The organism is Phytopseudomonas daroniae, from assembly GCF_004327275.1.
In the GTDB taxonomy this organism is placed as follows: domain Bacteria; phylum Pseudomonadota; class Gammaproteobacteria; order Pseudomonadales; family Pseudomonadaceae; genus Aquipseudomonas; species Aquipseudomonas daroniae.
Genome location: NZ_QJUJ01000001.1, coordinates 635605 through 658619 on the forward strand (window position 1 = coordinate 635605; position 23015 = coordinate 658619).

A 23015-nucleotide genomic window follows, 5' to 3' on the forward strand; every position below is an offset into this window, starting at 1 on the left:
ACTGGAAGGGTAAGCCCAAGCGCGGAGCAGGCGAATGAAACCTGTTCATAAAATCAAACGCGCCGGATGGTAACGGAAAAATGAGTTTTGGGAAGACCTCGGGCCGAAGCATCGACCAAAGGTGGAGACGAACAGTGGATATTGCAGCGAGGGAAACAGCGTCAGATGACTGTTCTATTGACCAACGGCCTGGCCTGCAAACCAGGAACACGGCAACAGTGCCGCACGTTGAACAGAGAGGCCTGGAATCGGTTCACGATTCATGGCCCCAGGCCCTGCGGACACCTCCTCATTATTTACGACCGCAAAAAAGCGTAAGCGGCCGGTCGTAGGGTGGATCGGGGCGCGTAGCTGACGCTTGCCTACGCGGCCCGATCCGTCCACCGCTCTGCAATCGCAATGGTGGATGAAAAGAGCGTCATCCACCCTACGTCCACTCCCGCCTTGTAGGTCGTAGGATGGGTGAAACCCATCGGAAATTGATGGGTTTCACCCATCCTACGGGCTAATCCAACCTACAGGTCGTGGCCGAACGTAGCCTGGATTAGCCGCAGGCGTAATCCGGGGCCGAAGGCCGTGATCCATGGTTCAACGCGGGTCACCGACCGTCCACTCCCGCCTTGTAGCGCGACTCAGCTCTTCGCCGGGGTTTTGCGGCCACGCTTGCCAGCCGTGCCCTTGCGGGCTGTCGCCTTGCGCTTGCCTTTCCAGGGTGCACGCCCTGCTGGTGCGGGGCCGCTGATGGTCAGTTGCAGGCCGAGACAGCGCTCGATCTGCTTGCCCATCCAGGCCGATTGCTTGGCGACGAACTCCTCCAGCGGCATCTCGCCGCTCTGCACCATATCCAGCGCCTGTTCCCAGATCGCCGTGGTGCCAGGATCGGCGATGGCCCGCGGCACCGCATCGATCAGGCCGAAAGCCGCCGGGGTGGCGGCCAGGGTCTTGCCCTGCTTGATCAGGTAGCCGCGGTCGAGCAGCCCCTGGATGATGCCGGCGCGGGTGGCTTCGGTACCGATCCCGGTGGTGTCCTTGAGCTTCTGCTTCAGGCGTGGATCCTCGACCAGCCGCGCCACGTTCTTCATGGCCTGGATCAGGTCGCCTTCGGTGAATGGCTTGGGCGGCTGGGTGTGCAGATCCTTGAGGGTCACCTCACGCACCGGACACTGCTGCCCTTCGTGCAGAGCCGGTAGTGCCTGGGGCGCTGGGGCTTCGCGCCCCTTGGCGGGCGCCAGGGCTTCCGGCAGGGCGCGCTTCCAGCCGGGCTCGACGATCTGTTTGCCGACCGCGCGCAGGCTATGGCCGGCGCAGTCGAAATCGGCCTGGGTGCGGTCGTATTCGTGGTTGGGCAGAAACTGCGCCAGATAGCGGGCGCGAATCAGCTCGTAAACCGCTCGCGGCCGACCACTCAGGCGCGCCAGCCCGCCTGCGGCCAGGGTTGGGATAATGCCGTGGTGCGCACTGACCTTGGCATCGTTCCAGGCCCGCGAGCGGCGCTGCGCCTGAGTATGTCCGAGCACCTCGCGCAGCCCCGGGTCAGCCTGCCCCAAAGCCGACAGGATCGCCGGTGCCTCGGCATGCTGGCTCAGCGGCAGGTAACCGCAATCGCTGCGCGGGTAGGTGATCAGTTTGTCGGTCTCGTAGAGCTTCTGGGCGATATCCAGGGTTTCCTGGGCGCCGAGGCCAAGCTTCTTCGAACAGACCTGCTGCAAGGTGCCGAGATCGAACAGCAAGGGCGGCGCTTCGCGCATGCGCTCGGTCTTCAAGTGCTGTAGCAGGGCCTGCTCGGCGCCCTGAATATCTTCGGCGGCGCGTTGCGCCACCTCCTGACGCAGGCAACGGCCCTGCTCGTCGCACTGCGCTTCGGGCGCTCGCCATTGCGCGGTGAATCGCGTGCCGTTGCCGTCGAGTCCTACGTCGATGGCCCAGAACGGCACCGGCACGAAGGCCGCGATACTACGATCACGATCCACCACCAGGCGCAGGGTCGGCGTCTGCACGCGCCCGACCGGCAGCACGCCCTGATAACCGGACTTGCGGCCAAGCAGGGTGAACAGCCGGCTCATGTTCATACCGATCAACCAGTCGGCCCGCGAACGACCGAGCGCCGACTGATAGAGGTTGTAGGTCATCGCGCCCGGCTTGAGCGCAGCCAGTGCCTTGCGGATCGAGGTATCGTCCAGCGCCGACAGCCACAGGCGCTGGATGGGCCCGCGGTAGCGGCAGTGGTCGAGCAACTCGCGAGCGATCATCTCGCCCTCACGATCCGCGTCGGTGGCGATCACCAACTCCGCGGCCTCACCCAGCAGCCGCTTGACCGCCTTGAACTGCGCGGCGGTCTTGGGTTTTACGCGCATCTTCCACTGCTGCGGCACGATGGGCAGGTCGTCCAGCACCCAGCGTTTGTAGCGCGCGTCGTAGGCATCCGGCGGCGCGGTTTCCAGGAGATGGCCGATGCACCAGGTAACCGTCACCCCGTTGCCCAGCCAGCAGCCATCGCCACGCCGTGTGGCACCGAGCACACTGGCGATATCCTTGGCTTGAGAGGGCTTTTCGCAGAGAAACAGACGCATGAGACATCGGCACGCTCGAATGAACAGGCGCCAGAATACTGTATATCCATACAATCCAGCTACGCCCGCACTGATTTGCCCATAGGCAGGGGCTCTGCTAGGGTCTGCTCCCGATTGAGCATGACGATGCCAGAGCGCGCTTTATCGCGAGCCGCGAAGTCTGGTTGCGCCAAATGAGTGGCGAGCAACGCGGCATTCGCGACAAAATGAGCCCGACCCGGAGGGTTGCGCGTAAAATCTCGCCACGCACTGCTCTTGGCCTGCCTGCCGTGTTGGCGAGTTTTTTCGCCGCAACGCGGCTGGTGCTGAATCGAGAACAAATCCTAATGTCGCGCCGAACCGCGAACCCCGCCTGAGAATTCCCGCCATGGCCCGTAAGAAAGCCTCGCTCGATTTCGAGCAGTCCCTCACCGACCTGCAAACCCTGGTCGAACGCCTGGAGAACGGCGAACTGTCGCTGGAGGAGTCGCTGAGCGCCTTCGAACAGGGCATCCGCCTGACCCGTGACTGCCAGGCGTCGCTGACCCAGGCCGAGCAGAAAGTACAGATCCTCCTGGAGCGCGATGGCGAACTGGAAGCGGCGCCGTTCGAAACGGACGAACCGATATGATCACCACGTACCAGGCCCGCTGCCAGAAGCAGGTCGACGCGGCTCTGGAGCTGCTGTTCGCAGCACCGCGTACCGAGCTCGAGCGCCTCTATGCGGCCATGCGCTACAGCGTGTTCAACGGCGGCAAACGCATTCGCCCGCTACTCGCCTACGCCGCCTGCGAAGCCCTGGGTGGGGATATCCGGCAAGCCGATGGTGCGGCCTGCGCGGTGGAGCTGATCCACGCTTACTCCCTGGTACACGACGACCTGCCGGCCATGGACGATGACGACCTGCGCCGCGGGCAGCCGACCACCCACAAGGCCTTCGACGAGGCGACGGCGATCCTCGCCGGCGACGGCCTGCAGAGCCTGGCTTTCGCGGTGCTGGCCGACGAGCAGCGCAACCCGCAGAGCGCCGATGTTCGCCTGGCCATGTTCAGCGCATTGGCCAACGCCGCAGGCCCGGCGGGCATGGTTGGCGGTCAGGCCATCGACCTCGGCTCGGTCGGCCAGCAACTGCAACAGCAAGCCCTGGAGGTCATGCACCGTCACAAGACCGGTGCGCTGATCGAAGCCAGCGTGTGCCTCGGCGCCCTGGCCAGCGGCCGGGCCGATGAACGCACGCTGACGGCCCTGAGCACCTACGCTCGCGTCATCGGCCTGGCCTTCCAGGTGCAGGACGACATCCTCGACGTCGAAAGCGATACCGCCACCCTGGGCAAGACCCAGGGCAAGGATCAGGCGAACGACAAACCCACCTACCCGGCCCTGCTCGGCCTGGAGGCGGCGAAGCACTATGCCTGCGAACTGCGCGACCAGGCCCTGCAGGCGCTGCACCCGTTCGACAGCGCCGCCGAGCCACTGCGCGAACTGGCTCGCTATATCGTCGAAAGGCGCAACTGAAGTCACGCCCTCGCTGTCTCATCTGCCACGACCGCTGCGGCGATCCGCGCTCTTGCCCTGCTTGGGCTCGGATCGTCGCATCAGGTAAACTGCCCCATTCTTTGAATTCTTATAACGACTCGCCTGATGCCGACGACTTTCCACGAGATTCCCCGCGAACGCCCGCTGACGCCGCTGCTCGACCGCGCCAACACGCCGGATGAGCTGCGCCGCCTCGGCGAGGCCGAGCTGGAGACCCTGGCGGACGAATTGCGCCAGTACCTGCTCTACACGGTCGGTCAGACCGGCGGGCATTTCGGCGCAGGCCTCGGGGTGATCGAACTGACCATCGCCCTGCACTACGTCTTCGATACCCCGGACGACCGCCTGGTGTGGGACGTCGGCCATCAGGCCTATCCGCACAAGATCCTCACCGGCCGCCGCGAGCGCATGAGCAGCCTGCGCCAGAAGGACGGCATCGCCGCCTTTCCGCGTCGTTCGGAAAGTGAGTACGACACCTTTGGCGTCGGTCACTCCAGCACCTCGATCAGCGCCGCACTGGGCATGGCCATCGCTGCCCAGCGCCAGGGCAGCAAGCGCAAATCGGTTGCCGTGATCGGCGACGGCGCCCTGACTGCCGGCATGGCGTTCGAAGCGCTCAACCATGCGGCAGACGTCAAGGCCAACATGCTGGTGGTGCTCAACGACAACGACATGTCGATCTCCAAGAATGTCGGCGGCCTGTCCAACTACCTGGCCAAGATCCTCTCCAGCCGCACCTACGCCAACATGCGCGAAGGCAGCAAGAAAGTGCTGTCCAAGCTGCCCGGCGCCTGGGAAATCGCCCGCAAGACCGAAGAGCACGCCAAAGGTATGCTGGTCTCCGGCACGCTGTTCGAAGAGCTGGGCTGGAACTACATCGGCCCCATCGACGGCCATGATCTGCCGACCCTGCTGGCCACCCTGCGCAACATGCGCGACCTGGAAGGCCTGCAGTTCCTCCACGTGGTCACCAAGAAGGGCAAGGGCTTCGCGCCCGCCGAGGTCGACCCGATCGTCTACCACGCGATCACCAAACTGGAGCCGATCAACGCACCAGCCAAAGCGAAAAAGCCGTCCGGGCCGAAGTACTCCAGCGTGTTCGGTCAGTGGCTGTGCGATATGGCGGCGAGCGACGAGCGCCTGATGGCCATCACCCCGGCCATGAAGGAGGGCTCCGACCTGGTGACCTTCAGCGAGCGCCACGGGGATCGCTACTTCGACGTGGCCATCGCCGAACAACACGCGGTGACGCTCGCCGCCGGCATGGCCTGTGAAGGCGCCAAGCCGGTGGTGGCGATCTACTCGACGTTTCTGCAGCGCGCCTATGATCAACTGATCCACGACGTGGCCGTGCAGAACCTCGACGTGCTGTTCGCCATCGACCGCGCCGGCCTGGTCGGTGAAGACGGCCCCACTCACGCCGGCAGCTTCGACCTCTCCTACCTGCGTTGCATTCCCGGCATGCTGATCATGACGCCGAGCGACGAGAACGAACTGCACCACATGCTCACCACCGGCTACCAGTTCGCCGGCCCGGCAGCGGTGCGCTACCCGCGTGGCAGCGGCCCGAATGCGCCGATTGACCGCGCACTGAGCGCTCTGCCGATTGGTAAAGGCGTGATCCGTCGCCAGGGCAGCGGCGTCGCCCTGCTGGTGTTCGGCGTGCAACTGGCCGAGGCCCTGCGCGTCGGCGAAACGCTGAACGCCACGGTGGTCGACATGCGCTTCGTCAAGCCCCTGGACGAAGCCCTGATCAGCGAACTGGCCGCCAGCCATGAGCTGCTGGTGAGCATCGAGGAAAACAGCGTGATGGGCGGCGCCGGCAGCGCCGTCAGCGAATTCCTCGCCCAGAGTGGCGCGCTCAAACCGATGCTGCACCTGGGCCTGCCCGACAATTATGTCGAGCACGCCAGGCCCGAACAGATGCTCGCCGAGTGTGGCCTGGATGAAGCGGGGATCGAAGCGGCCGTGCGTAAACGCCTCGCTATTCTTGAGAAAAATTCAAGCAAAGACTGAGGTGCTTGCTTGTAATTCACTCAGGCGCACACTAAGGTACGCGGCGTTCATATCCTGCAAGGTGCGCCCTGACGATCAGCCGTCGGGCGTTAAACGGGAAGCCGGTGCCCTCGCCCAGCGAGTCATCCCGGCGCTGCCCCCGCAACGGTAATCGACTGCAGTACTGCACAGCCGCTCAACAGCCACTGGGTTTCCCGGGAAGGCGAGTGACTGAGTCGAGAGCCCGGAGACCGGCCTCGCAGGATTCGACTGGTGTTGCGGAGGGCATCACCGTCAAGCGACGGCCTTCTGCGCCGCGCTTGCTTCTGCCCTCCTCGAAAGTCTGCCGACCTTTGAGGAAATACATGTGAAATTGTCCCGCCTGATCCTTGCGACGTCTCTGGCTCCCGGCCTGGCTTTGGCCCAGGCCACCAGTTACGACGACGCCCTGAAGCTCTCGGAAACCGTCATCACCAGCAATCGCGAGGTACAGCCACGCGAGCAGAGCAGTACCGCCAGCACGGTATTCACCCGCGAAGATATCGACCGCTTGCAGCCCAGCAGCGTGCTCGATCTGCTGGCCCGCGCTCCCGGCGTACAGGTCACCCGTAGCGGTGGCAGAGGCAGCAACAGCGGCCTGTACATCCGTGGCACCAAATCGGCGCAGAGCCTGGTACTGGTCGACGGTCAGCGCATCGGCTCGGCGTCCGCCGGTATCTCCCCACTGGAATACCTGAATATCGAACAGATCGAGCGCGTCGAGGTACTACGCGGTTCACGCTCGGCGATCCATGGTGCCGACGCGATCGGCGGCGTGGTGCAGATCTTCACCCGTCGGGCCACTGGCGAGGGGCTCAATCCGCGCCTGCGTATCGGTTATGGCACGAACCACACCTGGGAGCGCAGTCTCGGCCTCTCCGGCGGCAACGCAGACACCCGCTTCAACCTCAGCATGAGTGCCGATGACACGCGCGGCATCAACCGCACCTATGCCCGAGTGGCGCCGGATCATGACCGCGACGCCTATCGCAACAACGCTTTCAGCGCCAGCCTCAGCCATCGTTTCAGCAACGAGCTGGAGGCCGGTTTCAGTGTGCTGGATCAACGTGGCGAGAGCGAATATGACCTGGGTTGGGATGGCGCCTACCCCTATGCCGACTACCAGCTCACCAGCTACTCGGGCTTCGTCAGCGCCCAGTTGCTGCCGAACTGGAAAAGCCGCGTGGAACTGGGCCACAGCGAGAACCGCTCCGCCGAGCGTTTTGACGATGTTCCCGACAGCAGCCCGTTCAGCACCTACCGTGACAGCCTGGCCTGGCTCAACACACTCGATTTGGGCAATGGCAACAGCCTGCTCGTCGGTGCAGAAAGCTATCAGGAACAACTCAACAGCAACACTGACCATGCGCAGGACAGCCGCTGGAACCATGCGCTGCTCGCTCAGCACAGCTACCGCGGCGAAGTGTTCTTCACCGAGCTCGGCCTGCGCCACGAGAAGAACCAGCAGTTCGGCAGCGCCAATACCTTCAGCGGCGCGCTGGGCTACAAGCTGGATGCGCGCAACGAACTGATCCTCTCCTACGCCGAAGGCTTTCGCGCGCCAACCTTCAATGACCTGTACTGGCCGGACGGCGGCAATCCGGATCTGCAGCCGGAGACGTCCAAGTCCTACGAACTGCAGTGGCGCAGCCAACTGGCCGAGCGCACTACGTTGCAGGCCTCGGTCTACCGCACCGACCTGCGCGATGCGATCAATGGCTGGCCTGCCGAAAACGTAGACAAGGCGCGCATCAACGGCTTCGAGAGCAGCCTGCAACACGAGCTGCTCGGCTGGCAGACGGCTCTCGGCCTGAGCGTGATCGACCCACGTGATCGCACCACGGGCAAGCAACTCGATCGCCGCGCCAAACGTACCCTGAGCCTGGATGTGGATCGCCAGTTTGGCGACTGGTCGTTCGGCGCGACCTGGCAGGCAGTCAGCCGTACTTACGACGATGCCGCCAATGAGCGTGAGATCGCCGGCCACGGCCTGCTCGGCCTGCGCAGCAGTTGGCAGGCCACGCCAGAACTGGCACTCGGCCTGAAGGTGGATAACCTGCTGGACAAGCGTTACAGCCGTACGCAGTACAGTTATGGAAGCTGGCCGGTGACGAATTACAGCGAGTATCGTGAGGAGGGCCGTACAGCCCTGCTATCGCTGACCTGGACGCCAGCGTTCTGAGAGTCTGTTCACGATCTTTGTGCACCTGGCAAACAGGAACCCGTATCCCTATAGATCGGCGGCAATAAGGCGCAAGCGGCCTGTCGTAGGGTGGACGACGCTTTACCCGTCCACCGCTCTGCAATCGTAATGGTGGATGAAAAGAGCGTCAGCTACGCGCCCCGATCCACCCTACGGGGTGAGCGTCCGCTTGCGTCTTTTTGCTGTCCTTGCACGTGGAATCTCGTCGAAAGATCGTGAACAGGCTCTGAGTCAGGCAATCGACATGCTCACACCCAGCCCTGGGCTTTGAGCTCGCTCTTGAGGTAGGCGTAGTACACCGGCGCAGCGACCAGCCCGGCGATGCCGAACGCCGCTTCGAACACCAGCATGACCAGCAACAGCTCCCAGGCACGCGCCTTGATCTGCCCACCGACGATGCGTGCGTTGAGGAAGTATTCGACCTTGTGGATGACGATCAGATAGGCCAGCGCACCGATCGCCACCCAGATCGACATCGACAACCCCACCACGAAGATCGCCGTATTGGAGATCAGGTTGCCAACCACTGGCAGCAGCCCCGCCACGAAAGTGATCAGGATCAGCGTCTTGGTCAGTGGCAAGTGCACACCGAACAGCGGCAACACGCCAATCAGGAAAATGCTGGTAAAGGCGGTATTGAGCAGGGAAATCTTGATCTGCGCGAACACCACGTTGCGGAAGGCCTCGACGAAATGCCCGACACGCGTCAACAAGGCACCGGCCAATGGCTTGAGCTCACCCGGTTCCGGCACGTTCTGCAGGGCAATGACCGCACCGAGGATCATGCCGATCAGCACCGTGACGAACATGTGCACGGCCCCCTTGCCCAGCAGTTGCAGCTCGCTGATATGGCCGCGCAGCCAATCGTGCAGTGCGATGCGGATGTCGTCGACGCTGGCCGGCAGGTAGGCCACCAGCACCTCCGGCAACTGGGCGCGGGCACGGTCGATCACCTCGAACAACTTGCCCATCAGCCGCCCCGGGTTGTTCAGCTCGTGTATCACCAGCGAGAAGCTACCGGCGAACACCAGACCGAGCACGGCGATCACCAGCACGCTGAGCAGACCGACAGCCAGCAAGCGCCCGAGATGCCCGGCGAACATCCGTTGCATCGGGCGAGCCAGACGGTTGACCAGTTCGAACACCAGCAAACCGGCCAGCAGACTCGGCAGCAGTTTCAACGGGAAGACCAATAGTAGCGCGGCGCCAACGATCAATGCGCTGGCGGGGGAAAACCAAGGGGAGACAGGGGCTTTCATAACATCTGCAACAAACGGGAAGGCATCCAATCTGCCAGTTGCCAGCGCGCTTTACCAGCGTCATCGCATGTCGGCAGTAGGCGGTGCGACCGCCATCACCGAGCGGGTGCCAACAGCTCGCAGAGTTTGGCGGTCGCATCGAGCATCTGGAAGCTCGCGCGCTCCAGGCCTTTGTCCGGTAACCCCCACAATTGCTCGCGCTGCACCGCCGTGAGCTGTGGCCAGCGGCGCCAGGCCTGCAGTTGCCTGATGTCGCCTGCGATGATCACCGCAGGGTCGCGCTGCAGTACGGCCTCGACACTCACCTGCGGGGCCGGCAAATGCAGATCGGCAAATACATTGCGCGCACCGCAAACCTGCAAGGCATCGCTGATGATCTGCCCGCCACCCACGGTATACAACGGCGCATCCCACACCTGATAGAACACCGGCACGGGCCGCTCGCGGCGATAACGATCACGCAGCTCATCCAGCCCGGCCACGAAACGCTCATGCAGGCGCTGCCCCACCTCTGCCCGGCCAAGATGCTCGCCGATCTGCACGAACTGGTGAGCCAGTTCGTGCAGCGAATGGGGTTCCAGCACCAGCAGAGGAATACCGAAGCGTTGCAGTTGCTCGCGCTGAGTGGCACTGACACTGCCCGGCCACAGCAGCACAAGGTCAGGTTGCAGGGCCAGCAGGGTTTCCATCTCCAACTGCCCGTAACGCCCGACTGAAGGTAGATGAGCCAGTGCTGCTGGGCGTTCGCCGCCGTCGAGCACACCGACCAGGAGGTCGGCGGAATCCAGCTCGAGGACGATTTCGCTCAACGAAGGCGCGAGGCTGACCACACGCTCGGCGGCCGACAACACCGTCACCTGCAACATCAATAACGCGAGTAAAGCGCGCAGCATCAGAGCTGCCTGGGAATTCGATAGAGGTAAAGCAGCACGACACTGGCGAGCGCCAGCAACACCAGCGGCACGGCTTCCAGACCTGCGAATACCGCCAGGGCGGCGATCCAGGCCGGCAGCCCGGCGCCAAGAAAGGCCGCACGTCGGCGCTCGGCCAACGTCAGCCAGGCAGCAGGCTCGTCAGCCGTATCCAGCGCCTTGACGGTGGCAAACAGCGCACGCTTGTAAGCGCCGAATAGCGGCAGGCTGACGAACAGCGAGGCCAGCCCTGCGACGAACAGCGGCATGGCCAGCACGCCAGGTTGGCGACCAGCCCCGAAAACGAAGTTGATCAGCAGCAGCGGAGCCAGGGTCAGTGCCAGTTGCCGCCACCAGAGCAGGGCCAACCGGCGCTTGACCGCGGCGCGGGTCAAGGCCGCTCGACCTCGCCCTGGTGCAGCTTGCCGAGCATATGCCCGAGCTTGCCGGCTTTGGTCGCCAGGTATTTGCTGTTGTGCGGGTTCTGCCCAAGCTGCAGCGGCACACGATTGGCCACGGGGATGCCCATGTCGCCCAGCGCCTTGACCTTGCGCGGGTTGTTGGTCATCAGCTTGAGCGAAGAGATACCCAGATGCTGCAGCATTGGTAGACAGATCGCGTAGTCGCGCATGTCCGCACCGAAGCCCAGGCGCTCGTTGGCTTCGACGGTATCGGCGCCACCATCCTGCAGTTCGTACGCACGGATCTTGTTGAGCAGGCCGATGCCGCGACCTTCCTGACGCAGGTAGAGCAACACGCCCCGGCCGGCTTCGGAGATGGCCCGTAGCGCGCCTTCAAGCTGGAAGCCGCAATCACAGCGCAGGCTGAACAACGCATCGCCGGTCAGGCATTCGGAATGCAAGCGACCCAGCACCGGCTCGCCATCAGCCACGTTACCGAAGGTCAGAGCGACATGCTCTTTGCCGGTGGCCTCCTCGAGAAAGCCATGCATGGTGAACACGCCGAACGGGGTCGGCAGTTGGGAGGCGGCGACGAACACGACAGGCACCGGATGCTCCTGGTATCGGAAAGGATGCGGATTTGCGAGGGGTGATAGTGTAACAGCAGCGCCAATACCCGCGTCAGCCGAATTACCGATCAAAAGGATCGAGCGTCCGGCTCATGCGCTGCCTAGGGTCTGTTGCCGTTTCAACGCGAGCCGCGTTGCAGCGAGAAATCTCGCCAGGCCGGGCGGCGATCCGCTAGGCGGAGGACGCAGGGAATGGACTAGCCGTCCGCGTTTTCCCTTGCCAAGTCCTCCAACGACGCATGGCGAGATTTCCCGCGCAACCAGCAGGGCCGGCCATGCGTGAAACGGCAACAGACCCTAGTGTCGCGACAACGGTCATATGTCGGCCAGGGTGGTCGATGTGCCCGAGGCGGCGAACGGGGTATCGTAATGTGGGATGGCAGCTATGTGGCGCAAGCGGCCTGTCGTAGGGTGGACGACGCTTCACCCGTCCACCGCTCTGCAATCGCAATGGTGGATGAAAAGAGCGTCATCCACCCTACGGGGTGAGCGTCCGCTCCCGCCTTTGAGCGACCACCCAGCCCAATCGCTCGGATACGACATTTGATGTGTGACGCTACACTAGCCTGACAGCGAATTATCGGCGCGCAGCGCAATCGATCCCGACACGGCTTCCAACCGCCACGCCAAGTGCGCCGAAATCGCCTTTCCCCACCTCGATGATGTAACGCACCGGCTCCTTCGAGCCGTGTCGCTGCAGGCTGTAGGGCTGCATATCGACCACCTTGCGCACCACGCCGCCAGCATCGATAAAAGCTGCCGAAAGCGCCACACGCGTATTCTTCATCCACAGCTCGCGCATCCCCTCCTCCGGCCAGGCGAAGAGCATGCCGCTGCCGATATCGTCCCGCCCGGACAACCCCACCGCACGCGCCTCGGCGCTGGCGGCGAGCGGCAGATCCAATGTCTCGCCATTGGGAAAGCCGACCCTGCACTCGGACAATTGCGCCAGGGCTGCAGAGGAAGCGAGCCCCAGGCCGCCGACCAGGATGCAGCGCAGAACCCAAGGTGCCATGGGTAACCTCGAACCTGAGAAAAAAGGTGATCCTACCGACAAGCGCCCGTTTTCGGCACTGCCGATACGATCAGCGCCTGACAGGAGACGCCCCAGCGTCCCTGCATTTACCGCTATAATCGCGCATTTTTCCGGGCTCACAGGCCCGCCAACGCTTTCAAGCAGGCACGCATCCATGACCATTCAGGCCGCCGAAGTCGCCAAGCGCCGTACTTTCGCCATCATCTCGCACCCCGACGCCGGTAAAACCACCATCACCGAAAAGCTGCTGCTGATGGGGCAGGCAATTGCCGTGGCCGGTACGGTCAAGTCGCGTAAATCGGATCGCCACGCGACCTCCGACTGGATGGAAATGGAGAAGCAGCGCGGGATTTCCATCACCACCTCGGTGATGCAGTTCCCCTACCGCGAGCACATGGTCAACCTGCTCGACACCCCCGGTCACGAAGACTTCTCCGAAGACACCTACCGCACCCTGACCGCGGTGGACTCGGCATTGATGGTGCTCGACGGTGGTAAAGGCGTCGAGCCGCGTACCATCGCCCTGATGGACGTCTGCCGCCTGCGCGACACGCCGATCGTCAGCTTCATCAACAAGCTGGATCGCGACATCCGCGACCCGATCGAACTGCTCGACGAAATCGAGGCCGTACTGAAGATCAAGGCTGCGCCGATCACCTGGCCGATCGGTTGCTACCGCGACTTCAAAGGCGTTTACCACCTGGCCGACGACACCATCATCGTCTACACGCCGGGCCATGGCCACGAGCGCACCGCAACCAAGATCATCGAGAAACTCGATTCCTTTGAGGCTCGCGCCCACCTGGGTGACGAATACGATCGATTCGTCGAGCAACTGGAGCTGGTGCAGGGCGCCTGCCACGCGTTCGACCAGGAAGAGTTCCTCAGCGGTCAACTGACCCCGGTGTTCTTCGGCACCGCACTGGGCAACTTCGGTGTCGACCATGTGCTCGATGCCGTGGTCGACTGGGCACCTCGCCCGCTGGCCCGTGTCGCCAACGAACGTACCGTGCAACCGGTGGAAGAGAAGTTCACCGGCTTCGTGTTCAAGATCCAGGCGAACATGGATCCCAAGCACCGCGACCGCATCGCCTTCATGCGCATCTGCTCGGGCAAGTACGAGAAAGGCATGAAGATGCGCCACGTGCGCACCGGCAAGGACATACGCATCGGCGATGCCCTGACCTTCTTCTCCAGCGAACGTGAGCAGTTGGAAGAAGCCTGGGCTGGCGACATTATCGGCCTGCATAACCACGGCACCATCCAGATCGGCGACACCTTCACCGAAGGCGAAGCGCTGGGCTTCACCGGCATCCCGCACTTCGCCCCGGAACTGTTCCGCCGCGTGCGCCTGAAGGATCCACTCAAATCCAAGCAACTGCGCCAGGGCCTGCAGCAGCTCGCCGAAGAAGGCGCCACCCAGGTGTTCTTCCCCGAGCGCAGCAACGACATCATCCTCGGCGCCGTCGGTGTGCTGCAGTTCGATGTGGTCGCCAGCCGCCTGAAAGAGGAATACAAGGTCGAGTGCGGCTACGAGCCGATCACCGTCTGGTCAGCTCGCTGGATCGAATGCAGCGACAAGAAGAAGCTGGAAGAATTCTCCAACAAAGCCGTGGAAAACCTCGCTCTGGATGGCGGCGGCCACCTCACCTACCTGGCTCCGACCCGCGTCAACCTGAGCCTGATGGAAGAGCGCTGGCCGGACGTGAAATTCCGCGCGACTCGCGAGCATCATTGATACCCAAAACCGTAGGGCGTATTAGCCGAAGGCGTAATCCGCCGCAAGAAAGCGGCACCACCGCCCCCTCAAACAGCAGAACGCCCCGCACGAAGGCGAGGCGTTCTGGCATCTCAGCGGATGCAGCAAGTTCACGGTAAATTACGGACGCCTATCCGCCTTACCGCCTTACCGCCTTGCAAAATCGACTTCGAATACTCCAGAAATTCATCCAGATGCCCGGTAATCACCGCGATGGTGATCGGCAGTTGCAACGCCTGGTATTCATGTACCGCAATATTGCGATACCCAACCATCCGCTTGAGCGCATCGGCCAGATTCGTCGTAATCCAACCATGTTCGGCCAACAGAGCGAACACATCACGGGCACTTTGCGGAATCCCCATACGTTCACGGCGAATCAAATGCTGGCCCATATCCAGCGCGGCTTCACAGGCACGCTGGATGTTCAGAATGGCGGCATCCTGACGGGTGAAATCTTCACCGAACGTCGCCGGATCACGGTCGTACTCCTCACGAGCCCGCCTGACACAACGCTCGATACTTGCCGCTTTGTTGAGTAAAACATCATCGACCATAAACCCGCCCTTCTCGCTCGATAATACGCAGGAGCGGCGCCCTGGCAGCATCCAGAGCCAGCTTTTCGCTGAGCATGGCACATTCGAACAACCCGGCGCGCTCGTCAGCAGCCCACCACCGCTCGCCATACGCGATTACCTGCTGCTGCATCACCGTTGATGCCTGGCGCAAATCCAACAGATCCACCGGGCAGCCCACCACGTCTTCAAGCTCCCCTGCCAGTGCCCATAACGCCAGAGGCTCCGCATACCCCTCCACCAATACGGCGAGATCCAGGTCGCTCCGTTCATTGGCCGTGCCCTGAATGCGGCTGCCGAATGCATAGATGCCCAGTACCCCCGGGAGCCGGGCGCGTAGCAAATCGATCACGGCCTGTTGGTACATAATCCCTCCTGGTGGACGGGCAGTGTAACTCAGCCCAGGAGCGCCGCCCCACATCACCTGAGATTGTTGGCAGAGCACTGAGCGGACGCAACCTCCGCGCTTTTCATCCACCATTGCGATTGCGGAGAGGTGGACGGGTCGGGCCGCGTAGGCAAGCGTCGTCCACGAACGGCCGCTTCTGCCTTACTGCCCACTAGGAAATCTCTATCTGATAGCCCGTAGGATGGGTGAAACCCATGGCAATTGGTGGTTTTCACCCATCCTTCGTCCGCTACCGCCTTGTAGCGTCCTGTCAGGCGCCCTTTGATCTCACGAGCCAGAGCGTAGGGTGGATGGCGCTTTATCCATCCACCTTTGGGCCGCGATATGGGAAAGGAGCACCAGCGGTACGCACGGTTCCTGCAAACCTCGCCATCGCTTACTGCTTATCCTCGGCCAACGTCCAGGCCGTTACCGAGTCACCGATTCTGGTGCCGAACGAGCCATGCCCGCCGGCCATCTGCACGACGAACTGCTTGCCGGACTTCTCCGAGACATAGGTCATGGGCGTGGCCTGTCCGCCAGCTGGCAGACGCCCCTTCCAGAGCTCCTTGCCGGTCTGCAGGTCATAGGCGCGCAGGTAATAGTCCAGAGAGCCGCTCATGAATGCCACGCCACCCGCGGTGACGATCGGGCCACCCAGCGCTGGCGTGCCCACCGGGAACGGAAGCCCCAGCGGCGCGCTGTCGCGACTGGTACCGTTCTTGTGCATCCAGACTTTCTTCATGGTGCGCAGATCGACAGCCGTCACATAGCCCCATGGCGGTGCCTGGCATGGCAGGCCGAGTACCGACAGGAAAGGCTCCAGGCGCACCATATACGGCGCGCCGAGATTGGGCTGCAGACCCATTTCACCGCCGCCACTGGGGCCCTCGGAGGCGTCGTCGCTACGCTTGACCATCTGCGAGATGAACGCCAGATAGTTCGGCGCCCCGAACAGCAGTTGCCGGCTCGGGTCGACCGCCACCGACGGCCAGTTGAACGTGCCGACGTTGCCCGGATAGATCAGCGAGCCCTGCTGCGAAGGCGGCGTGAAATCACCTTCGTAACGCAGCTTGCGGAACTGGATACGGCACATCATCTGATCCAGCGGCGTGCCACCCCACATGTCCCGCTCGTGCAGCGGCTCCTCAGGCGCATAGCTGAGCGCCGAGGCCGGTTGAGTGGGCGCCGTGGTGTCGCCATAGTCGGTGCCCTGGGGAACTGGGAATTCATTTACCGGCACGATGGGCTCGCCGGTGCGGCGGTCGAGCACATAGAGATCGCCGCGCTTGGTCGGCTGGATGATCGCCGGCACCTTGCCCTGCGCCCCGTCGATATCGACCAGCGTCGGCTGAGACGGCAAGTCGCGATCCCAGAGGTCATGGTGCACGGTTCTGAATTCCCAGCGCACCTTGCCGGTCGCCAGATCCAGCGCGACCAGGGCGGCGGTGAAGCGCTCAGCCAACTCGGTACGCGGGATCGACCATTGATCCGGAGTCTGATTGCCAGTGGGGATGTAGACCAGACCCAGCGCTTCGTCAGCCGTGGCGATCGTCCAGGAGTTGGGCGTGCTGCGCACGTAGGTGTCTCCCGGCGCAAGCGGCTCTGTGGCGTCGGGGTTACCCGGATCGAAATTCCATACCAGCTCGCCGGTTCGCACATCGTAGGCACGAATTACGCCGCCGGGGGAATCCACCGAACCGTTATCGGTAATGGAGCCCCCCACGATCACCAGCTTGTCGGTGACCACTGGCGGCGAGGTAGGCAGGTAGACGCCCAGCGCATCATCACCCAGACCGACCTTAAGATCGACCGTGCCACCATCGCCGAAGTCCTCGCACGGTTTGCCATCCCCGACATCCAGCGCGACCAGGGTGCCGTCGTTGGTTGGCAGGAACAGGCGACGCTCGCAGCGCGCCGCTGGTTGATCCGCCGCAGTGGCCGTCGCGGCGGATCGGCCGCCATCATGATAGGCAAGGCCGCGGCAGGTCATGTGCTGGTAATACTCGGCATCGCGATTGATGCTGGGATCGAAGCGCCAGCGCTCTTCACCCGTGTCCGCATCCAGGGCGATCGCCATGCTATGGGGCGTACAGATAAACAGGTTGTCGCCGACTTTCAGCGGGGTGACCTGATTGGTCAGCTCACTGGGATCGCCCGGCCCCGGCAGATCCCCCGTGTGGAATTCCCAGGCTTTTTCCAGCTTACCGGCGTTATCTGGGGTGATCAGATCAGCCGTCGAGTAACGATCACCCTGCCTGGAACCGCCGTAGGCAGGCCATTCGCTCTGCGATCGTTCGGCCTGCCCTTGCAGATCCGAGCCCTGCATCTGCGCGTCGCTGAATTCGCCCTTGATGGAGTGGTAATCCTGAGTCAGCGAGTAACCCGCCATCAACGCACCGGCCAACACACCAAGCCCCAGAATCCCGCTGGCGCCATCACGCCAGACTCGCTGATCACTTACATGACGATTGACGAAAGGCAGAATCAGCCAAAGGCCCAGAATGCACCAGAGATCGATCCGCGGCGCCAACTGCCACCAGTCGAAGCGGACTTCATAAACCGTCCAGATCAAGGTTCCAAGCAGCAGCCCGCCGTACAACCCAATAGCCGCCCGGCGCCGCGCGATCAACAAGCCGGCCACCACCAACAGCCCAATGCCTGCCACAAGGTAATACCAGGAGCCCCCCAGTATCGCGAGATAACCACCGCCTACGGCCATCACCACGCCCAGCACCAATATCGCCACCGCGGTCAGGGTGATCCGTAGGGGCCGACGGCCATATTCGATGCTCATGTGGCACTCTCCGGTCGATTCATTTCACAACAAGTGCCGACAAAACCTTCAGAAACAAAGGCTCAACAGCAGCCAGTTGAGAGGGGGAAATACCTTTGGTTCAGCTTTATCTACCAGCCTAGGATCGTCAGGAGATCTTCGCCGAGAATTTTCAGGTTCGTAGGGCGTATTAGCCGAAGGCGTAATCCGCCGCAAGATTCGCAACAATGCAAACCCCAGACAGCAAAACGCCCCGCACAAGGCGAGGCGCTCTGATATGCCAGCAGATGTGCAGGTTCGCGGTAAACGACGGATTACGCCTTCGGGCTTCGCCCCCGGATTACGCCTGCGGCTAATCCAGGCTACGGTTATCCGTCATACCGCGATGCGATCCATCCAACGCAGTTGATCCGTCTTACCGCCCTGTCGCACTCACCAATTCGGCATCGCCCGCCCAATCCAGCGGGTAGAGCCCTGCACCCACGTCGCGATGAAAGCTCGAATAGGGCCAGTCTCGTACTCGCTGCGCCAAGCCATGCTTGAGTGGGTTCACATAGACGTAATCGACATGCCGACGAAAATCTTCATCGTCACGAATCTGATGTTCCCAGTAGCGCCGCTGCCAGATACCTCGCTCGCCACGCCGGAAACGAACCAAGGATCGGTGCTCGCTCACCGGTAAGCCACGGCAGAAGAAGGTTTTGATCAGTCGCCAGCGCAGCGGGTAATCCGTATCACCAGGCGGCAACGTCCATACGCAGTGCATATGATCCGGCAATACCACCCACGCATCGATCACGAATGGATGCTGATGATGAACCTTACGCACCGAATCACGGAGCAGGTCGATATGCTTCACCAGCAAATCGTTACCCCGGCGCTCCAGCAAGTTGACCGTAAAGAACCAAGTTGCCCCAGGCACAAAGACACGACGATAGTTTGGCATCCATGCCACCTTTTCCCAGGAAAAAGCGAAGCATAGACCAGCGATCCAAACATCCCCCCGGCGACGCAAACCCGTAGGGCGTATTAGCCGAAGGCGTAATCCGCCGCAAGATTCGCAACAATGCAAACCCCGGACAGCAAAACGCCCCGCACGAAGGCGAGGCGTTCTGGTATATCAGCGGATGCAGCCGGTTCGCGGTAAACGACGGATTACGCCTTCGGGCTTCGCCCCCGGATTACGCCTGCGGCTAATCCAGGCTACGGTCGCCGTACCGCGATACGGAGTTAATCCGCCTTACCGTGTTTACGGATATGAATCCGTCTTATCGCGTTAAGTTACGGTGCTGCAGCTACAGGGCAGCCATTCGGCGCATAGCTATCTTTCCAACCGTCGCTGCCCGAGGCACTAACTTCACAAGTCCAGATACCAGTGGCGTCACGCGTCACGGTAACAACGGCGCCAGTTACCGAAGCGCCAGCATTACGACCCAATGTGCCAGCAATACTCGGCGTATCACCATCACCGTCAGTAACTTCGATTTGCGCTTTGCCATCACCAGCCAGCAAGTTGGACTCAGTAAAGCCCAAATCAACTTCACCTGCCCCAGGCGCTGCGTCAGAAACAATGGTATTGCCTTCCAGAAGCGCCGACTCTGCAGCAGTTTTCAAGCCGCTGATTTCGCTAACGACACGTGTAACCTGTGTACGAGCGGTGTAGTCTTGGTATTGCGGAATAGCGATAGCTGCCAGAATACCGATGATCGCCACAACGATCATCAATTCAATCAGGGTAAAACCCTTTTGCATTTGAGCTTTCATGCAACTCTCCATTTTAATTTAAGTGTCAGGCAGACAAGCCTGCTGGAGATTAAGCAGGAGGCGTGCCAATACAGCCCAACCTTGTAAATACAATGAAAACTGCAAGCCACCTCACAAAATGAAGCCTCGTACGCCAGTAATGCGAAACAACCAGACCGCGCTTCTCCGCATCTTGTGACGTTTTTCGTCACCTCGATACTGGTCGTTTGGCAGCCCCTGTCATCTGCGCTATAACGCACCCATTCGATATACGTGAGGTGTGCATGAGCGACTATATTCCCCTTTCCGGCCTGGCCAAGCAGGTGGTACTGGCTGAGCTGCTGGACGAAAAGGCCGCTCAGCAAGCGCAAGCGCAGGCCAAGCGCAATAAGTTGTCGCTGGTCACCTATCTGGCACAGAACAAACTGGTAAAGAGTCGCGCTCTGGTGGAACTGGCAGCGGAGCAGTTCGGCGTCGCCTATTTCGACCTCAGCGCCCTGGACAAGGAAAGTCAGCCCAAGGATCTGGTCAGCGAAAAGCTGGTGCGCCAACACCGGACGCTGCCTTTGTGGCGGCGTGGCAACAAGCTGTTCGTGGGTATCTCCGACCCCTCCAATCACCAGGCGGTTACGGATATTCAGTTCAGCACCGGCCTATCCACCGAAGCGCTGCTGGTAGAAGACAACAAGCTGGGCGAGGCCATCGACAAATTCTTCGATAACGGCCATAGCGGCCTGGAAGATATGGGCGATGTCGACCTGGATGGCCTGGAAACCGAATCCGCCGATGATGACAAGAAAATCAATGATGGCAGCGGCCAGGATGCCGACGACGCCCCGGTGGTGCGCTTCGTCAACAAGATGCTGCTCGATGCGATCAAGGGCGGCTCGTCCGACCTGCACTTCGAACCCTATGAAAAAGCCTACCGGGTGCGCTTTCGTACCGACGGCATCCTGCACGAGACGGCGCGCCCGCCCATCCAATTGGCGCCGCGTATCGCTGCACGCCTGAAGGTGATGGCTGGGCTGGATATCTCCGAGCGGCGCAAGCCGCAGGATGGCCGTATCAAGATGAAAATTTCCAAGAGCAAGGCCATCGACTTCCGGGTCAATACCCTGCCGACCCTATGGGGCGAGAAGATCGTGATGCGAATTCTCGACTCCGCCAGCGCGCAAATGGGTATCGATGCACTGGGTTACGAGGAAAGCCAGAAGGATCTTTACCTCGCTGCGCTCAAACAACCACAAGGGATGATCCTGGTAACCGGCCCGACAGGGTCGGGCAAAACCGTATCTCTTTATACCGGCCTGAATATTCTCAATACCGCGGATGTGAATATTTCCACGGCGGAAGACCCGGTGGAGATCAATCTGGAGGGCATCAACCAGGTCAACGTCAACCCCAAGCAGGGCATGGATTTCACCCAGGCCTTGCGCGCGTTCCTGCGTCAGGATCCGGATATCATCATGGTGGGTGAGATTCGCGACCTGGACACGGCCTCCATCGCGATCAAGGCGGCGCAAACCGGGCATATGGTGATGTCCACCCTGCACACCAACAGCGCGGCAGAAACGCTGACGCGTTTGCGCAATATGGGTGTGCCTTCCTTCAATATCGCCACCTCGGTCAACCTGATCATCGCCCAGCGCCTGGCGCGCAAGCTTTGTAATAGCTGCAAGAAGGAAGTAGCAATTCCTAACGAGGCGTTGCTGGAAGAAGGTTTTCCCGAAAACAGGCTTGGCACCTTCAAGCTTTACGGCCCGGTTGGCTGCGAAAATTGCAAAGGCGGTTACAAAGGCCGTGTCGGTATTTATGAAGTGGTTAAAAACACGCCGAACCTGCAGCGGATTATCATGGAGGAAGGCAACTCCATCGATATTGCCACGCAAATGCGTAAAGACGGCTTCAACGACCTGCGTACCTCGGCCCTGCTGAAGGCCATGCAAGGCGTGACCAGCCTCGAGGAAGTCAACCGCGTGACCAAGGATTAACCATGGCAGCAGCAAAAGCAGCGAAGACCAGCACGTTCGTCTGGGAAGGCAAGGATCGAAAAGGCTCCGTGGTCAAGGGCGAGCTCAACGGGCAGAACCCTGCGCTGGTCAAGGCACATCTGCGCAAACAGGGCATCAACCCGACCAAAGTACGCAAGAAGGGCATGTCGCTGTTCGGCGGGGGCAAGAAGATCAAGCCCCTGGATATCGCCCTGTTCGCTCGGCAAATGGCGACGATGATGAAGGCCGGCGTACCGTTGTTGCAGTCCTTCGATATCATCGCTGACGGTTTGGAAAACCCGAATATGCGTAAGCTGGTCGATGACATTAAGCAGCATGTGGCGGCAGGTAACAGTTTCGCCGCGGCGCTGCGCACCAAGCCTCAGTATTTCGATGATCTGTTCTGCAACCTGGTTGAAGCGGGCGAACAGTCGGGGGCTCTGGAGACGCTGCTGGATAGGGTGGCGACCTATAAGGAAAAAACCGAGGCTCTGAAGGCCAAGATCAAAAAGGCAATGAACTACCCTATTGCGGTGGTTACTGTCGCAATAATAGTTTCCTGTATTCTGCTAATAAAAGTGGTACCACAGTTTCAGAGTGTCTTCTCGAGCTTTGGCGCAGATCTGCCTGCGTTTACCCTATTCGTGATCGGTATATCTGAAGGTCTTCAGGAATGGTGGTTTATCTTCCTGATTACGCTCGTGGCCTCGGGCTATGCATTTGTACAGGCGAAACAGCGTTCCGAAAAATTCCGGGACGGACTGGATCGCGCGATACTCAAAGCGCCGATTGTTGGCAATATCGTCTACAAATCATCGGTCGCACGCTACGCCCGTACGCTGTCTACCACTTTTGCCGCCGGGGTGCCCTTGGTCGAGGCACTGGATTCGGTCGCAGGCGCGACAGGCAACGTGGTGTTCCGCAATGCCGTGAACAAGGTCAAGCAGGACGTTACCAGCGGTATGCAATTGAACTTCTCCATGCGCTCCACCAATACCTTTCCGGCAATGGCCGTACAGATGACTGCCATCGGTGAAGAATCTGGCGCACTGGATACCATGCTCGACAAGGTTGCCAGCTACTACGAAGCGGAAGTAGACAATGCCGTCGATGGTCTTACTGCCTTGATGGAGCCATTGATCATGTCCGTACTCGGCGTACTGGTTGGCGGCCTGATCATCGCCATGTACCTGCCAATCTTCCAGCTGGGCAACGTCGTTTAAAT

General features: G+C 61.3%; 18 protein-coding genes and 1 riboswitch. Of the genes, 7 read left to right on the forward strand and 11 right to left on the reverse strand.

Going from position 1 to position 23015, the window contains the following annotated elements:
* Positions 1-632 precede the first annotated feature (632 nt).
* Complete coding sequence (locus DNK10_RS03055; RefSeq protein ID WP_131190528.1) at positions 633-2570, reverse strand: DNA topoisomerase III; 1938 nt, start codon at positions 2568-2570, stop codon at positions 633-635.
* 367 nt (positions 2571-2937) lie between these two features.
* On the opposite strand from DNK10_RS03055, the gene DNK10_RS03060 reads away from it, so the two are divergent.
* The 4 genes from DNK10_RS03060 (at position 2938) to DNK10_RS03075 (ending at position 8301) form a co-directional block, all read left to right on the forward strand.
* Complete coding sequence (locus DNK10_RS03060) at positions 2938-3180, forward strand: exodeoxyribonuclease VII small subunit (RefSeq protein WP_131179503.1); 243 nt, start codon at positions 2938-2940, stop codon at positions 3178-3180.
* Positions 3177-4064: a (2E,6E)-farnesyl diphosphate synthase gene (ispA, locus tag DNK10_RS03065; RefSeq protein WP_131179504.1), complete on the forward strand. Its 888-nt coding sequence runs from the start codon at positions 3177-3179 to the stop codon at positions 4062-4064. The genes DNK10_RS03060 and ispA overlap by 4 nt, the downstream gene beginning before the upstream one ends.
* Before the next feature lie 126 nt (positions 4065-4190).
* Positions 4191-6101: a 1-deoxy-D-xylulose-5-phosphate synthase gene (gene dxs / locus DNK10_RS03070; protein ID WP_131190529.1), complete on the forward strand. Its 1911-nt coding sequence runs from the start codon at positions 4191-4193 to the stop codon at positions 6099-6101.
* Positions 6102-6143: 42 nt separating this feature from the next.
* Positions 6144-6354: riboswitch (cobalamin riboswitch) on the forward strand.
* Between the two features lie 93 nt (positions 6355-6447).
* Entirely contained in the window at positions 6448-8301 is a 1854-nt protein-coding gene (locus DNK10_RS03075) for a TonB-dependent receptor domain-containing protein (RefSeq protein ID WP_131190530.1), read from the forward strand.
* A 269-nt stretch (positions 8302-8570) separates the two neighbouring features.
* On the opposite strand, the gene DNK10_RS03080 is transcribed toward DNK10_RS03075, so the two are convergent.
* The 5 genes from DNK10_RS03080 to DNK10_RS03100 all read right to left on the reverse strand — a co-directional run bounded on the left by DNK10_RS03080 (position 8571) and on the right by DNK10_RS03100 (position 12537).
* Positions 8571-9581, reverse strand: a complete 1011-nt coding sequence (locus DNK10_RS03080) for an AI-2E family transporter (protein WP_131179507.1) — start codon at positions 9579-9581, stop codon at positions 8571-8573.
* A 95-nt stretch (positions 9582-9676) separates the two neighbouring features.
* Positions 9677-10474, reverse strand: coding sequence for a cobalamin-binding protein (locus DNK10_RS03085; protein WP_131190531.1), 798 nt, complete (start codon positions 10472-10474; stop codon positions 9677-9679).
* A complete protein-coding gene (locus DNK10_RS03090) occupies positions 10474-10887 on the reverse strand; it encodes an MFS transporter (RefSeq protein WP_131179509.1) in 414 nt (137 codons plus the stop codon). Before DNK10_RS03090 ends, DNK10_RS03085 begins: the two co-directional genes overlap by 1 nt.
* A complete protein-coding gene (gene ribA, locus DNK10_RS03095) occupies positions 10884-11501 on the reverse strand; it encodes a GTP cyclohydrolase II (protein WP_131190532.1) in 618 nt (205 codons plus the stop codon). The genes DNK10_RS03090 and ribA overlap by 4 nt, the downstream gene beginning before the upstream one ends.
* 598 nt (positions 11502-12099) lie before the next feature.
* The gene (locus DNK10_RS03100) at positions 12100-12537 is read right to left on the reverse strand and encodes a DUF192 domain-containing protein (RefSeq protein WP_165495937.1); all 438 of its coding nucleotides are present in this window, start codon (positions 12535-12537) and stop codon (positions 12100-12102) included.
* Between the two features lie 175 nt (positions 12538-12712).
* Here DNK10_RS03100 and DNK10_RS03105 point away from each other — a divergent pair, with 175 nt between their 5' ends.
* A complete protein-coding gene (locus DNK10_RS03105) occupies positions 12713-14296 on the forward strand; it encodes a peptide chain release factor 3 (RefSeq protein ID WP_131190534.1) in 1584 nt (527 codons plus the stop codon).
* A 131-nt stretch (positions 14297-14427) separates the two neighbouring features.
* Here DNK10_RS03105 and hepT read toward each other — a convergent pair whose 3' ends face one another.
* The 5 genes from hepT to DNK10_RS03130 all read right to left on the reverse strand — a co-directional run bounded on the left by hepT (position 14428) and on the right by DNK10_RS03130 (position 19820).
* The gene (gene hepT / locus DNK10_RS03110; RefSeq protein WP_131190535.1) at positions 14428-14874 is read right to left on the reverse strand and encodes a type VII toxin-antitoxin system HepT family RNase toxin; all 447 of its coding nucleotides are present in this window, start codon (positions 14872-14874) and stop codon (positions 14428-14430) included.
* Positions 14864-15259: a type VII toxin-antitoxin system MntA family adenylyltransferase antitoxin gene (mntA, locus tag DNK10_RS03115; RefSeq protein WP_131190536.1), complete on the reverse strand. Its 396-nt coding sequence runs from the start codon at positions 15257-15259 to the stop codon at positions 14864-14866. The genes hepT and mntA overlap by 11 nt, the downstream gene beginning before the upstream one ends.
* Before the next feature lie 418 nt (positions 15260-15677).
* Positions 15678-18077 (reverse strand): membrane-bound PQQ-dependent dehydrogenase, glucose/quinate/shikimate family, encoded by a 2400-nt coding sequence (locus DNK10_RS03120; RefSeq protein ID WP_131190537.1) that lies wholly within the window; start codon positions 18075-18077, stop codon positions 15678-15680.
* Between the two features lie 394 nt (positions 18078-18471).
* The gene (locus DNK10_RS03125; protein WP_131190538.1) at positions 18472-19002 is read right to left on the reverse strand and encodes an REP-associated tyrosine transposase; all 531 of its coding nucleotides are present in this window, start codon (positions 19000-19002) and stop codon (positions 18472-18474) included.
* A gap of 335 nt (positions 19003-19337) precedes the next feature.
* Positions 19338-19820, reverse strand: coding sequence for a pilin (locus DNK10_RS03130; RefSeq protein WP_131190539.1), 483 nt, complete (start codon positions 19818-19820; stop codon positions 19338-19340).
* A 263-nt stretch (positions 19821-20083) separates the two neighbouring features.
* Here DNK10_RS03130 and pilB point away from each other — a divergent pair, with 263 nt between their 5' ends.
* Together pilB and DNK10_RS03140 are read left to right on the forward strand one after the other, a co-directional pair.
* On the forward strand, positions 20084-21790 hold the full coding sequence (pilB, locus tag DNK10_RS03135; RefSeq protein ID WP_131190540.1) for a type IV-A pilus assembly ATPase PilB: 1707 nt from the start codon (positions 20084-20086) through the stop codon (positions 21788-21790).
* 2 nt (positions 21791-21792) lie between these two features.
* A complete protein-coding gene (locus DNK10_RS03140) occupies positions 21793-23013 on the forward strand; it encodes a type II secretion system F family protein (RefSeq protein ID WP_131190541.1) in 1221 nt (406 codons plus the stop codon).
* Positions 23014-23015: the final 2 nt, after the last annotated feature.